The sequence below is a fragment of the Mesorhizobium sp. WSM4807 genome (assembly GCF_055811615.1).
Genome location: NZ_JBVVQY010000032.1, coordinates 33,317 through 46,715 on the forward strand (window position 1 = coordinate 33,317; position 13,399 = coordinate 46,715).

Below are 13,399 nucleotides of genomic sequence, written 5' to 3' on the forward strand. Positions count from 1 at the left end.
CATCGTGCTCTGCCGGCACTTCGCCTGGAGAACCGAAGCGATGTCAGTTATCCCCCGGCTGCAATTCGAGGGCATTTCCAAGGTCTTTCCGGCCGTGCGGGCGCTGAGCGATGTGTCCTTTTCGGTCGGCGCCGGCGAAATCCATGGCCTGCTCGGTGAAAACGGCGCCGGCAAATCGACGCTGCTGCGCATCCTGTCGGGGGTCTACAGGCCGACGGCCGGAAGCGTGCTGATCGACGGCAGTCCGGTGACGCTGAACAATCCGGGCGCCGCCCGCGGCGCGGGCGTCGCCATGATCCATCAGGAATTGCAGCAGGTGCCGAACCTCAGCGTCGCCCAGAACATGTTCCTCGGCCATCCGCTGACGCGCGGCGGCATCTTCGTCGCACGGCGCGAGCAGGAGCGTCGCGCTGCGGAAGCCCTCGCCGCCCTCGATCCGACGATCGATCCGGCAGTCCCGCTCGGCAGCCTGAAGGTCGCGCAGCGGCAGATCGTCGAGATCGCCCGGGCGCTGCTCGATCGGGCACGCATCGTGGCGATGGACGAGCCGACATCGAGCCTGACGCCAAGCGAGTTCGAGCGGCTGGCCGAAGTCATTGCCGGACTGGCGCGCGACGGTGTCGCGGTCGTCTATGTCTCGCACAAGCTGGACGAGGTGTTCGGCATCTGCCAACGCGCCACCATCATGCGCGACGGCGTTGTGGTCGGATCCATCGATCTCGCCCAGGTGTCGGAAAAAGCCGTCGTTTCGATGATGGTCGGCCGCGAGCTTGCCCAGGAGCAGCACCGCTCGCACGCCTCAAGCGAGGTCAGGCTGAGCGTGCGTTGCCTCGCCTCGGCATCCAAGGTCCATGACGTCTCGTTCGACCTGCATCGCGGCGAGGTGCTGGGCATTGCCGGCCTGGTCGGCTCGGGCCGCACCGAACTGCTGCGGCTGCTGGCCGGCGCCGACCGCGCCTCATCAGGCACGGTCGACATCGACGGCAAGGCGATCAAACTTTCCAATCCGCGCGACGCTATCGCCGCCGGCATCGGCCTGGTGCCGGAGGAGCGCAAGCGCGAAGGCATCGTGCCCTTACGGTCGATCTCCAGCAATATGACGCTGGCGTCGATGGGCGTGTTCGCACCGCGCGGCGTCATCGATCACACCAGGCTGAAGCGGGTCGCGGCTGAGAAGATGAAGCGGGTCAATCTCAGGCCATTCCTGCTCGACCGGCCGATCCGGCTGTTCAGCGGCGGCAACCAGCAGAAGGCGATCATCGGCCGCTGGCTGGCGGCGGGAACGCGCATCCTTTTGTTCGACGAGCCGACGCGCGGCATCGATGTCGGCGCCAAGGCGGAGATCTATCATTTGATCGAGGAGCTCGCAGCCGAAGGCCATTCGGTCGTCGTCGTGTCGTCCGAGCTTCCCGAGGTGATCCGGCTCGCCGACCGCGTGCTGGTCATGCGCGACGGCACGGTCGCGGCCGCAATCGACCGGTCCGATCTCAACGAACAGGCGATCGCGGCGCACGCCATACCCCAATCGGAGACTCAGGCCGGCAAGGCGCAAGGCCATCGGGCCCGGTGCATAACGGACAGGACCAGCGGATGACTGATATAACCGAACACACAGCAGCGCGCCCAAGGGCTGAATTCCTGCACCGGTTTTCCGTGCGCGACGCCGGGACGCTGATCGGCCTGGTCGTGATCCTCGCCGTCTTCGGTGCGCTGGTCCCGGGCTTCTTTGCCGAGCGCAACCTGATCAACATCCTGCAGCAGTCGAGCATCAACGGCTGCCTGGCCTTGGGCATGACGCTGGTGATCATCTCGGGCGGCATCGATCTGTCGGTCGGGCCGACGGCGGCCCTTTCGGCCGTCATCTCGGCCTCGATGCTGGTTGCCGGCGTGCCGTTTCCGCTGGCCATCGCCGCCGGCTTCGCCATCGGCCTCGTCTGCGGGCTGCTCAACGGCGTGCTGGTCGCCTATGTCGGACTGCAGCCTTTCATCGTCACGCTGGGAACGCTCAGCACCTACCGGGCGCTGGCGCTGATCTATACCGGCGGCAATCCGGTGCTCGGCCTGCCTGCCGGCTTCCGCGCCATCTTCAACGGCTCGCTGTTCGGATTGCCGTTGGCGGTCATCATCGTGGCCGTGGTCGCGCTGATCGCCTGGATCATCCTCAAGAAGACGCCGTTCGGCGAATATCTGCTCGCCGTCGGCGGCAATGAGGAGGCCGCCTACATAGCAGGCGTGCCGATCGCCCGCACCAAGATAGCCGCCTACATGATTTCGGGTCTGCTGGCGGCCCTTGCCGCGCAGATCCTGATCGGCCGGCTGGGTGCCGCCGAGCCCATTCTCGGCAATCTCTGGGAGCTCGATGCGATTGCCGCGGCGGCCATCGGCGGCGCCTCGCTGATGGGCGGCAAGGGCAGCGTCGTCGGCACCATCCTGGGCGCCGTCATCCTCGGCACCATGCGCAACGGCCTGACGCTGATGAACGTCCAGTCCTTCTATCAGCTCCTGGCAACTGGTCTTATAATCCTCGCCGCGATGCTTATCGATCGCGTGACGAGGGGACGTGGATGACCTTGACCGGCCTGGATCTGAAAGCAGTAGGACCGCGGATCCGCATGATGATGCCGCATTTGACGCCGCTCGAGGCGAAGGTGGTGGAAACCGTCTTCGGACGGCGCGGCTTCGACGAGACCATTCCGCTCAAGCAGATCGCCGAAGAGGCCGGCGTGTCGGAGGCGATGGTGGTCAAAATCGCCAAGAAGCTGGGTTTTTCCGGCTACCGCGACTTCCGTACCGCGGTCTATGAGTATAGCCGCCTGCCGACCGCAGAAATGCACCAGGAGCTGTCGGCCGACGACAGTTCGGCCGAGATCGTCCAAAAAGTGTTCCGCACCTCGATCCAGGCGTTGGAGGAAACGCTGGCGATCCTCGACATGGACGATTTCGACCGCGCCGCCGATCTTCTCTACCGCGCCAAGAACCGGGATTTCTATGGCGTCGGCGGTTCGGCGCAGATCGCGCGCGACGTCTCGCACAAATTCCTGCGCATCGGCATCCGCGCATCGGTCTACGACGATTCGCACATGATGCTGATGTCGGCCTCGCTGCTCGGCGCCGACGACATCGCCGTCGGCTTCTCGCATTCGGGCAACACCAGCGCCGTCATCGATGCCATCCATCTCGCCCGCAAGAGCGGGGCGCGGACGCTGGCGATCACCAACTACGACAACTCGCCGCTGGCCGCCGTTGCCGACATCGTGCTGTGCTCGACGGCGCAGGGCTCGCCGCTGATGGGCGAGAACGCGGCGGCGCGCATCGCCCAGCTCAACATTCTCGATGCGCTGTTCGTCGCGGTGGCGCAGCGCGACTATCAGGCGGCGGAGCGCAATCTCGGCCGCACCATGTCGGCGGTGACGTCGAAACGCCGGGACAAGGGCTCATAAAGATTGGGGTACATGACGGCTCCGCTGGTCACCGTGTTCGGCAGCCTGCATTACGACATCATGGTCGAAGCGCCTGACCGCCCGCGCAAGGGCGAAACGGTGACCGGCCATGCCTGGCAGCCGAAATGCGGCGGCAAGGGCGGCAACCAGGCAGTGTCGGTGGCGCGAGCCGGCGTGGGCTCGGCGATGATCGGCGCCGTCGGCGATGACGATTTCGGCCGCGTGCTTCTCGACAATCTCTACCGCTGCGGCGTCGACAGCCGCTTCGTGCGGGTCGCGGTTGGCGCCGGCTCCGGCATGAGCGTGGCGATTTTCGACGACGGCGGCGATTATGGCGCGGTGATCGTGTCAGGCAGCAATCTCACCTTGGGCAAGAAAGACGTCGCGGAAGCTACTGATGTGATTGCGCAAACGTCGGTCCTGCTGCTGCAGAACGAGGTGCCGGAAGCCGCCAACATTGCCGCGGCGCGGGCGGTGAAGGCGCATGGCGGTCGCGTCGTGCTCAACGCGGCACCCGCCCGAAAACTGTCCGGCGAACTGATCGCACTCACCGATATCGTCATCGTCAACGCCATCGAGGCGGAATTCCTGGCCGGCATTCCGGTCGTCGACACGCTCGAGGGTGCTGCCGAGGCGGCACGCATGCTGATCAAATCCTACCCGGCCGCGATCGTCACGGCCGGCGGCGAGGGCGTTGCCTATTGCGACCGCGACGGCCAGGCATTTGCACTGGCGGCCATCCCGGTGAAGGTCGTCAGCACCCATGGCGCCGGCGACGAGTTCGTCGGCGCGTTCGCGGCAGGCCTTGCCCGCGGGCATCAGGTCGAGGCCGCCATCGCTGCCGCCAACGCCGCCGCGGCCGTGCTGGTCGCCACGCCGGAACGCGAGCGCGAGGCGATCTGAGACGGATGGCCGCCTCCGCCCGTGATCGTAACAGGCGACAACAAGCGGATGGCGAGGACTTTTCGCTCGGCTCCGATAGGCCGGCAAGTCCAACAATTGATAGCCCGCCACCCTTTCGGATGACGGGCTCCGTTGCCTGGATGCCAGGAACGCTACGGTAGCGACTCTGCTACTAAATGCTCCCGCAGATACTCAATATGCGGCCTTCGGGCCGTCAGGCGCATCGGCTAAACAAATGAAGCCCGCGCCTTTGGCGGAGAGCGCGGGCCGGATCGGTTGCAGCCCGATCTGCGCAGCCGGGCGCTTGCGCGTCCGGCTGCCGATGTCGTCAGTGCTTGCTCTTGCCGGGGCTGGCGGCACCGCCACTGATGGCGATGCGCTTGGCTTTCGACTGTGCGCGCTCCGTCTTGGGCAGCGTCACGGTGAGCACGCCGTTATGGAAGGCGGCGTTCACCTTGTCCTCCTCGACCTCGTAGCCGAGCGGGATGCGGCGCTCGAAGCGGCCGTAGAACCGCTCGGAGAACTGCCTGTCCTTGTCCTCGGTCTCGGAGCGCTTCTCGCCACGCAGCGTCAGCACACCGTCATCGAGCATCACCTCGACGTCCTTTTCGTCCATGCCGGGAATTTCCGCGGTCACGCGGATCTCCTTCTCGCCGTCGGAGATTTCGACGCTCGGCCAGCTGCCGCGCGCCGACGAAAATCCGCTGAGCGAAGGCATGCGCGTTTCGAAGCCGCGGAACGCGTCGTCGATCAGGCGGTTCATCTCGCGATGCAACGCCATGAACGGGTCGCGGTCCTCGTCACGATAGAAGCTGGGAACCGGACTGTTCTCCCGGCCCCAGGGTATGAGATCACGAATAGCCATTGCTGTTCTCCTTTCTCGACTGGTTGCGCCAAAGGCGAACGCCAGAGATCGCCTTCGCTCAGGCGGCCTGCTTCGGCTTCTCGACCTGCCCGGCCTTCCGCGCGTCGTCGTCCTTGGCGATCGCGATGCGACGCGGCTTCATCTCCTCGGGCACTTCGCGCACGAGGTCGATCGTCAGCAGGCCGTTGTTGAGCGAGGCGCCGGTGACCGTCATGTGATCGGCAAGCTCGAAGCGCCGTGTGAACGGTCGCACCGGAAGGCCGCGATGGAGATATTCCACCTCGTCCTGTTCCTTTCGCTCGCCCGAGACGATTAGAAGGTTCGGCTCATGGCTAATGTCGAGATCGTTCTCGGAAAAGCCGGCGACGGCGATCCTCACGCGATAGGTGTTCTCGTCGCTTCGCGCGATGTCATAAGGCGGCCAGGTTTCGACTGCCTGAGGCGCGTTTTCCAGCAGGGTGAAGATACGATCGAAACCGATGCTCGACCGATAGAGCGGGGAAAAGTCGAATGCGGTTCTCATAGCTACATCCTCCATGGAGCAACATAGTACAAGGGACGCCAAAGAGCTTGGCGCTCCCTGGGTTCTGCCGGTCCCGTTCGGCAACCGGCAATTTGGATTTGGTTATTGTCAGGCCGAAATCAAGACCCAGATTCTGTCCCGCAGCCAGATTTTTTTGTTGCCAGATTGTACTGGTAATGCCGGTTTCAACCGTCATTTGAGGGTCGCGCCGGCACGCCGCATGGAGGATATCATGACCATGACACGCGACGACATCATTTCGGTGCTGGGCCCGGTGGACGACGCCATCATCGCCGACATCGCCTCGACCGGCGCGACGATCGAAGAGTTGCGCGAGGCCTTTGCCTGGGTCGGCGCCGATGAGGCGCTGGTGAATGAGGGCCGCCCTCTGCCGTCGGCAAGGGTGGCGACGCTGATCGGGCTTCTCGAACCGCCGGACGACGACATATAGCCGGCCGTTAAGTCGGCAGGGGCGGGGTCTGGGGCAAGCAGGGCTGGAGACGGGGAGGTCTTGAAGCGCGCAGGCAGACGAACCATCTCGTCCATCGGCGCCGATCGGGCTGCCTCCTGCTTAATCGAGGATGCTACTTGCTCTAAAAAAACAGAAAGAAGGAGGAAGTGATGAACGACGTCCCATTTTCCGAGCCGATCACGCTCAAGCTCCAATCCGTCGGGGAGCGCAAAGTCGGCAGCAGCTGGGAAGCCATCGAATGCATGCAGCAATGGCCGGACCGGGCGCGCGGCCGGAACTGGCGCGCAGCCTATCGCGCCTGCCGCGACGCGCTCGACGGCTGGCGCACCGCCCGCGAGGCTCGCACTGCCTTCGTCAAGGCGGCTCGCACGGCCGGACTGCTTGTCACGGGGCGTAAATCCACCTGAATATCAATCCACCTGAACGCCAATGAACCTGAAGCCGGGGCGGACGCGCTGTGCTGCAGAGGCGGCGCCTTTCATGAAAAGCGCCGCCTCTCCCTGTCTCACTGCAGCGTAATAACACCGTCCACCGCCCGCCATTCGGAGGGCTGGATCAGACGGTGATGGGCGACGCGCACGGAATGCAGCGGGCCTTCGATCTCACGTTCCCAAAATTCGAGGAAATGCTTCAGAGTCGGGAAATCCGGGGCGATGTCGTATTCCTGCCAGATGAAGAGCTGCAGCAGGTCCCGGTAGTCGGGAAGACGATAATGAATCTCCGCCGTCGTCAGGCCAAAACCCTGCATCTGGAGCTGGAACTCGTTGCTGACCATGCACGTCTCCTTTCTGTCGTAAATCAGGCGCCGACGCCGTGGGGGCCGCCGTGGCGGCTTCGGCCGGCGCCGGCGCCCTGAGATGGACCTGCGCCATCGAGTGCCTGCAGCGCGTCCATGATCTCTTCAAAAGCGATTGGAGCTTTGGCGCCGGGCGGCTTGCGCAGCGCCGGCATGGATTCGACCGCGTAGGCATCGGAGGCCCATGACGACAGGATCGCGCGCTTTTCACCGACGTCCAGCGTCGCGTCGGCCAGCACGTCCTGTGGACGATCGAAATGCCGCGCCGGATCGAGCAGCCGGCCAAGATCGGTGTCTTGCGGTGCAATGGAAGTGATGGGGACATCGCGTTCCATCGCCTTCCTCCGAATGGAAAAACGCCTCCGCTTCCTCATCGGTTCCGGCCGCTGGCAGGCGGTGCCGGGATTGACAACGATGTCGGAATCTTGCGGCGTGATTTCAAGCCGCATCCGTCGTTTCAAATCCTAGAATAGCGCCATTATTACAGTGCGTTATTACGGTGCGTTGGCACTCGACAACGGCGAGTGCCAAAATATTTTCGGCGTCCTCTTGAAAGGCTGGATAGGCAGACTAATTCGATATGCGCGTGATGCCTGAGCAGGGGTCGCGCACCGTCGCATCGGCCGTTGTACCGGTCGGCTGCGAAGGGAGGTCCAAGAAAATCTGTTTGTCCTATGAGGAGAACGACATGGCGTTCCGTCCATTGCATGACCGTATCCTGGTCCGCCGCATCGAGGTCGATGAGAAGACCGCCGGCGGCATCATCATTCCCGACACTGCCAAGGAAAAGCCGCAGGAAGGCGAGGTGATCGCCGCCGGGCCCGGGGCGCGTGACGATAGCGGCCAGCTGCAGCCGCTCGACGTCAAGGTCGGCGACCGCATCCTGTTCGGCAAGTGGTCGGGCACCGAGATCAAGCTCAACGGCGAGGACCTGCTCATCATGAAGGAAAGCGACGTGCTGGGCGTGATCGAATCGACCGACAAGATGCAGAAGGCCGCCTGAGCGGGGCCTGGACAAGCAATCAGTCAACGAAAAGCTGCCTATTTGAAGGAGTTATCCAATGGCTGCCAAGGATGTGAAATTCCATACCGAAGCCCGCGAGAAGATGTTGCGCGGCGTCGATATCCTCGCCAATGCGGTGAAGGTGACGCTCGGTCCCAAGGGCCGCAACGTCATCCTCGACAAGTCATTCGGCGCCCCGCGCATTACCAAGGACGGCGTTACCGTCGCAAAGGAAATCGAGCTTGAGGACAAGTTCGAGAACATGGGCGCGCAGATGGTGCGCGAGGTGGCGTCGAAGACAAGCGACGTCGCCGGCGACGGCACAACGACCGCGACCGTTCTGGCTCAGTCGATCGTCCAGGAAGGCGCCAAGGCGGTTGCCGCCGGCATGAATCCGATGGACCTGAAGCGCGGCATCGACAAGGCGGTCGACGCCATCGTCGCTGAACTCAAGGCCAATGCCCGCAAGGTGACCCGGAACGACGAGATCGCCCAGGTCGGTGCCATCTCGGCCAATGGCGATGCCGAGATCGGCCGCTTCCTCGCCGAAGCGATGGAAAAGGTCGGCAATGAGGGCGTCATCACGGTCGAGGAGGCCAAGACCGCCGAGACTGAGCTGGAAGTGGTCGAGGGCATGCAATTCGATCGCGGCTATCTCAGCCCCTATTTCATCACCAACCAGGACAAGATGCGTGTCGAGCTCGAAGAGCCCTATGTGCTGATCCACGAGAAGAAGCTGTCCAACCTGCAGGCCATGCTTCCGGTGCTCGAAGCCGCAGTGCAATCGAGCAAGCCGCTGCTGATCATTGCCGAGGATGTCGAAGGCGAGGCGCTGGCGACGCTGGTCGTCAACAAGCTGCGCGGTGGCCTGAAGGTTGCCGCCGTCAAGGCGCCGGGTTTTGGTGACCGCCGCAAGGCGATGCTGGAAGACATTGCCATCCTGACCGGCGGCACGGCAATCAGCGAGGATCTCGGCATCAAGCTCGAAAACGTCACATTGGAGATGCTCGGCCGCGCCAAGAAGGTGCTGATCGAGAAGGAGAACACCACCATCGTCGACGGTGCCGGCCGCAAGGATGAAATCCAGGCGCGCATCAGCCAGATCAAGGCGCAGATCGAGGAGACCACCTCCGACTACGACCGTGAGAAGCTGCAGGAGCGGCTGGCCAAGCTCGCCGGCGGCGTCGCCGTCATCCGCGTCGGTGGCTCGACCGAGGTCGAGGTCAGGGAGCGCAAGGACCGCGTCGACGACGCCATGCACGCCACCCGCGCTGCGGTCGAGGAAGGCATACTGCCCGGCGGCGGCGTGGCGCTGCTCAGGGCGGCGAAGGCGCTCGACAATGTCGCCGTCGACAATCCCGACCAGAAGACCGGCGTCGAGATCGTGCGTCGGGCCATCGAACAGCCGGTGCGCCAGATCGCCGAGAATGCCGGCGCCGAGGGTTCGATCATTGTCGGCAAGCTGCGCGAGAAGACCGAATTCGGCTATGGCTGGAACGCCCAGACCAATGAGTTCGGCGACCTCTACGGGCAGGGCGTGATCGACCCGGCCAAGGTGGTGCGCGCCGCTCTCCAGGACGCCGCGTCGGTGGCCGGCCTGCTGGTGACCACCGAGGCGATGGTGGCTGAGAAGCCGAAGAAGGAAGCGGCCGCTCCGGCGATGCCTGCCGGTGCCGGCATGGATTACTGACGCCAGGCTTCTAAGGACAAACGGCCGTGCCCGCCGACGCGAAGGCGGGCACGGCCTTGCCCGGATCATATGCAGGTGTTGCCATGGACATGATGAACAGTTTTGGAAAGATCGCGGCGCCGACCCTTTCCAAGACCGATTTCAACTATGAAACGGAGTGCAAGACGGCGCTGGCGCCGCTTGTCGACGGATTGCTGGACGCGGTCGAGTCGGCCGGCTGGGACCGTCGCAAGGCGGCCTATACGTTGATGTTCCTGTCGGCTCAGCGATTGGGAGCCGGCAAGGAGTAGACGGCGCGCGACCTTCATGGCCGCAACGATCTTCTTGCACCGCAGACGAATGGGACGGTCGCGAGCGGTGCGTTCGCAGCGCGTTAATGCTCCGGCCTGAGTGGAAGACGAAGCGCGCCGAGCGCAGGAACACGCGCGCCTAAGCTCGTGGCAAGGGCCTGCGCATGATGAACGACGCATGGCCTTCCGCGCCGTGGGACGAAGGCCTGCGCTCGACCACTTCGAACCCGTGCTTGCGATAAAAGGCCAGCGCCCGGTCGTTCCCCTCGATCACTTCAAGCGCGATGCTGGGAATTCCCGAATGAGCGGCAAGGACGGCGTGCAGCATATCGGCGGCCAGCCCTGTGCCGAACTCGCTGTTGTCGATGTGGAGCCGGTCGAGCATGACGTTGCCGGTTTCATCCATCTCGGCCATCGCGTAGCCGGCGATAGAGCCGTCCGGCCGTTCCGCAACGAAAGACATCTTGTTGTCGTCTGCCAGTTCCGCCGCGATCTTCTGCGGCGCGTGGTAGTCGTCCGAGATGCGTGCCGTGGTCTCGGCACCGATGATTGGCGAGTAGGTCCGGCGCCAGGACTCTCCAAGGAGCCGCGACACCGACGGCACGTCCCGTTCGGTCATGGCCCTGATTTGAGTCATCGCTACCTCCCCGGCAGTTTATTGCATCGCATCCTTCGCGCCTCGGATCATCGTCTCACCCGCGATTTCAGCCAGCGGTCGAAGGCCACGGCGAGGATGAGGATCAGGCCGATGACGATGCTCTGGGTGTAGGACGAGACGTTGTTGAACTGCAGCCCATTCTGCAGCACGCCGATCAGTGCCGCACCCACCACCGTGCCGCCGACCGAGCCGATGCCACCGAACAGCGAGGTGCCGCCGATGACGACCGCCGAGATCACCGTCAGCTCGTAGCCGATGCCGGCGACGGCTTCCGATGAATTGAGCCTCGCCGACAGCACGAAGGCGGCGAGGCCGGCGAAGAAGCCGACGATGACATAGACCGAGATCAGGATACGGTCGACGCGCAGGCCCGACAGCCGCGCCGCCTCGGCATTGCCGCCGACTGCGTAGACGGCGCGGCCGTAGCGCGTGTAGCGCAAGACGATGTGGCAGAGGATCGCCGCCGCCGCGAAAATGATCGCCGGCACCGGGACCGGGCCGATCAGCCCGGTGCCGAACCAGCGCATCGAGGCGTCGAAGCCGGAGATCGGGCCGCCGTTGGAGATCGTCAGCGTCAGGCCGCGAAAGACGGTGAGGCCGCCAAGCGTGACGACGAAGGGCGGCACCTTCAGCCTGGTGATGGCAAAGCCCTGGACGCCGCCGGCCATGGCACCGACGACGACGGCAGCCAATAGCGCTGCGAACCAGCCAAAGCCTTGCGTGCCGGACGTCGAGAGCGACAGCGTGTTGGCGGTGCCGCCCTTGGCCACCACTGCCGCGACCATGCCGCAGAAAGCCAGCAGCGAACCGACCGACAGGTCGATGCCGGCAGTGAGGATGACGAAGGTCATGCCGAGCGCGATCAGCCCGGTGATCGAGATCTGCCGCATAATGTTGAAGATGTTGATGGGGTCGATGAAGCTCGGCTTCAGGACGGTGAAGACAACGATCAGCAGCGCCAGGAACATCAGCGGGCCGAAGCTCATCAGCAGGCGCGCGACATTGATGCCGCCGCGCTCTCTCTGTTCGGTCGTGCTGGTCATTGCGTCGCTTCCTGCGTTTGATCGAGCGCCATCAGTTCCATCAGTTTTTCCTCGGTCGCCTCGATGCCTGGCATCTCGCCGGTGATGCGTCCGCGCCGCATGGTGACGATCCTGTCCGACACCGCAAGCACTTCGGGCAATTCCGACGAGATCATCATGATGGCGATGCCGCGCGCCGCGAGCTGCACCAGGATCTGGTGCACCTCGGCCTTGGCGCCGACATCGACGCCGCGTGTCGGTTCATCGACAATCAGCACCTTGGGGTCGCGCGCCAGCCAGCGGGCGAGAATGACCTTCTGCTGGTTGCCGCCGGACAGCCCTTCTATGGCCTGCTCGGGCGAGGCCATGCGGATCGACAGCGTCTTCCTGTAGCTCGCCAGCGCTTCGCGCTCACGGCGCTCGGCCATGAAGCCGGCGGCGTTGGAGTAGCGGCCGAGCGCGGCGATGGAAAAATTGGTCAGAATGCCGAGCGCGGCGAAGATCGCCTGGTGCTTGCGGTCTTCCGGCACCAGGCCGATGCCGAGCGCGATGGCGTCGGCGGGTGTTTCAGGCGCGATCGTCTTGCCCTCGAGCGTGATGGTGCCGGCGGCAATGCGGTCGGCGCCGAAGATGGCGCGGGCCAACTCGGTGCGGCCGGAGCCGACGAGGCCGGCGACGCCGAGGATCTCGCCCGCCTTGAGGTCGAGATCGACGCCTTCGAGCACGATGGCGTGCGGCGCCTGCGGATCGCGCACCGTGCGCAGGCCGCGCACGGAGAGCCTGACGTCGCCGGCGACGTCGCGCAGCGTCGGCCTGGCATAAAGCTCGGACGCGGCGCGGCCGACCATCTTCTCGATGATTTTCGGCAGCTTGATCGGCCCGCCGTCGCGGTCGAGATGACCGGCCAGCCTGCCGTCGCGCAGCACCGTCATGCGGTCGCAGATGGCAGAGGCCTCTTCCAGCCTGTGGGTGACGAACATGATCGCGACGCCATCCTTGCGCAACCGGCCCATAATCGACATCAGCTTCTGCACTTCGGTTTCGGTCAGCGCCGAGGTCGGCTCGTCCATGATGATGAGGCGGCTCTTCAGCGACAGCGCGCGGGCGATCTCGACCAGCTGCTGTTCGGCGACAGACAGTGCCGACACCGGTGTCGCCGGATCGATATTCAGGCCGACGCGGGCGATGATGCCGCGCGAGTCTTCCTCCATCTTCCGCCAGCTGACCAGGCCGAGCGGCCCGAGCGGCGCGCGGCCGATAAAAATATTCTCCGCCACGGTGAGCGTCGGGATCAGGCTCAGTTCCTGGTAGATGGTGACGATGCCGAGGCGCTTGGCGTCCTGCGGGTTGTGGGGATTGAATTCGACGCCGTCGAAGACGATGCGTCCGCTGGAGGGCGGCATCACGCCGGACAGGATCTTGAGCAGCGTCGACTTGCCGGCGCCGTTCTCGCCGAGCAGGCCGAGGATTTCGCCGGGCCGAACCTCGAGCGAGACATCGCTGAGCGCGGTCACGCCGGCAAAGCGCTTGGTCACGCCCTCTACGGCGAGGAGGGCGGGACTCGGTGACGATGCTACGTTTTCAGCCACGGACAAAGGTTTCTCCCACGGTGCAGTTCATGCCGCCTCGAACGCCGAGCTTGAACACCCCCCTCTGTCCTGCCAGCCTTGCCAATTGGCGACCTGTCGTCGCCCTACTTCGTCTCGCCCAGCCTTTCCGCCTTGTCGAGATTGTCCT

Annotated in this window: 16 protein-coding genes; 9 read left to right on the forward strand and 7 right to left on the reverse strand. The window is 64.4% G+C overall.

All coding sequences use genetic code 11. The features are described from left to right. Nucleotides 1–40: 40 nt before the first annotated feature. Genes AC0L3N_RS28615 through AC0L3N_RS28630 form a run of 4 tightly spaced genes read left to right on the forward strand, consistent with a single transcriptional unit; the run spans nt 41 to nt 4,343 of the window. Nucleotides 41–1,594 carry a sugar ABC transporter ATP-binding protein gene (locus AC0L3N_RS28615; RefSeq protein WP_473550869.1) on the forward strand — a complete coding sequence of 518 codons (1,554 nt, stop codon included), beginning with the start codon at nt 41–43 and terminating at the stop codon, nt 1,592–1,594. Further along, nucleotides 1,591–2,568 carry an ABC transporter permease gene (locus tag AC0L3N_RS28620; RefSeq protein WP_473550870.1) on the forward strand — a complete coding sequence of 326 codons (978 nt, stop codon included), beginning with the start codon at nt 1,591–1,593 and terminating at the stop codon, nt 2,566–2,568. The genes AC0L3N_RS28615 and AC0L3N_RS28620 overlap by 4 nt, the downstream gene beginning before the upstream one ends. Continuing rightward, complete coding sequence (locus AC0L3N_RS28625; protein WP_473550872.1) at nt 2,565–3,440, forward strand: MurR/RpiR family transcriptional regulator; 876 nt, start codon at nt 2,565–2,567, stop codon at nt 3,438–3,440. The genes AC0L3N_RS28620 and AC0L3N_RS28625 overlap by 4 nt, the downstream gene beginning before the upstream one ends. Before the next feature lie 12 nt (nt 3,441–3,452). Next, complete coding sequence (locus AC0L3N_RS28630; protein WP_473550874.1) at nt 3,453–4,343, forward strand: ribokinase; 891 nt, start codon at nt 3,453–3,455, stop codon at nt 4,341–4,343. 328 nt (nt 4,344–4,671) lie between these two features. Here AC0L3N_RS28630 and AC0L3N_RS28635 read toward each other — a convergent pair whose 3' ends face one another. Then, a complete protein-coding gene (locus AC0L3N_RS28635; RefSeq protein ID WP_473550875.1) occupies nt 4,672–5,208 on the reverse strand; it encodes an Hsp20/alpha crystallin family protein in 537 nt (178 codons plus the stop codon). 58 nt (nt 5,209–5,266) lie between these two features. After that, nucleotides 5,267–5,731, reverse strand: coding sequence for an Hsp20 family protein (locus AC0L3N_RS28640; RefSeq protein WP_473550877.1), 465 nt, complete (start codon nt 5,729–5,731; stop codon nt 5,267–5,269). Nucleotides 5,732–5,963: 232 nt separating this feature from the next. On the opposite strand from AC0L3N_RS28640, the gene AC0L3N_RS28645 reads away from it, so the two are divergent. Both AC0L3N_RS28645 and AC0L3N_RS28650 read left to right on the forward strand, forming a co-directional pair. After that, a complete protein-coding gene (locus tag AC0L3N_RS28645) occupies nt 5,964–6,182 on the forward strand; it encodes a hypothetical protein (protein WP_425294096.1) in 219 nt (72 codons plus the stop codon). A gap of 170 nt (nt 6,183–6,352) precedes the next feature. Then, entirely contained in the window at nt 6,353–6,610 is a 258-nt protein-coding gene (locus AC0L3N_RS28650) for a DUF982 domain-containing protein (protein WP_123147845.1), read from the forward strand. A gap of 98 nt (nt 6,611–6,708) precedes the next feature. Here AC0L3N_RS28650 and AC0L3N_RS28655 read toward each other — a convergent pair whose 3' ends face one another. Together AC0L3N_RS28655 and AC0L3N_RS28660 are read right to left on the reverse strand one after the other, a co-directional pair. Beyond that, nucleotides 6,709–6,978 carry an usg protein gene (locus AC0L3N_RS28655; RefSeq protein ID WP_123147846.1) on the reverse strand — a complete coding sequence of 90 codons (270 nt, stop codon included), beginning with the start codon at nt 6,976–6,978 and terminating at the stop codon, nt 6,709–6,711. Nucleotides 6,979–7,001: 23 nt separating this feature from the next. Then, entirely contained in the window at nt 7,002–7,334 is a 333-nt protein-coding gene (locus AC0L3N_RS28660; RefSeq protein ID WP_244602764.1) for a hypothetical protein, read from the reverse strand. A gap of 353 nt (nt 7,335–7,687) precedes the next feature. Here AC0L3N_RS28660 and AC0L3N_RS28665 point away from each other — a divergent pair, with 353 nt between their 5' ends. Genes AC0L3N_RS28665 through AC0L3N_RS28675 form a run of 3 tightly spaced genes read left to right on the forward strand, consistent with a single transcriptional unit; the run spans nt 7,688 to nt 9,982 of the window. Continuing rightward, a complete protein-coding gene (locus AC0L3N_RS28665; protein WP_095493216.1) occupies nt 7,688–8,002 on the forward strand; it encodes a co-chaperone GroES in 315 nt (104 codons plus the stop codon). A 58-nt stretch (nt 8,003–8,060) separates the two neighbouring features. Continuing rightward, nucleotides 8,061–9,692 carry a chaperonin GroEL gene (gene groL, locus AC0L3N_RS28670; RefSeq protein WP_123147847.1) on the forward strand — a complete coding sequence of 544 codons (1,632 nt, stop codon included), beginning with the start codon at nt 8,061–8,063 and terminating at the stop codon, nt 9,690–9,692. A 26-nt stretch (nt 9,693–9,718) separates the two neighbouring features. Further along, nucleotides 9,719–9,982, forward strand: a complete 264-nt coding sequence (locus AC0L3N_RS28675; RefSeq protein ID WP_123147848.1) for a hypothetical protein — start codon at nt 9,719–9,721, stop codon at nt 9,980–9,982. Nucleotides 9,983–10,121: 139 nt separating this feature from the next. Here the strand turns inward: AC0L3N_RS28675 and AC0L3N_RS28680 are convergent, their stop codons facing one another. From AC0L3N_RS28680 to AC0L3N_RS28690, 3 genes are read right to left on the reverse strand one after another with little or no spacing between them, the layout of a single operon-like run. After that, nucleotides 10,122–10,619, reverse strand: a complete 498-nt coding sequence (locus tag AC0L3N_RS28680; protein ID WP_123147849.1) for a GNAT family N-acetyltransferase — start codon at nt 10,617–10,619, stop codon at nt 10,122–10,124. 47 nt (nt 10,620–10,666) lie between these two features. Next, nucleotides 10,667–11,683 (reverse strand): ABC transporter permease, encoded by a 1,017-nt coding sequence (locus AC0L3N_RS28685; protein ID WP_473550879.1) that lies wholly within the window; start codon nt 11,681–11,683, stop codon nt 10,667–10,669. After that, complete coding sequence (locus AC0L3N_RS28690) at nt 11,680–13,251, reverse strand: sugar ABC transporter ATP-binding protein (RefSeq protein ID WP_473550880.1); 1,572 nt, start codon at nt 13,249–13,251, stop codon at nt 11,680–11,682. The genes AC0L3N_RS28685 and AC0L3N_RS28690 overlap by 4 nt, the downstream gene beginning before the upstream one ends. Between the last annotated feature and the right edge of the window lie 148 nt (nt 13,252–13,399).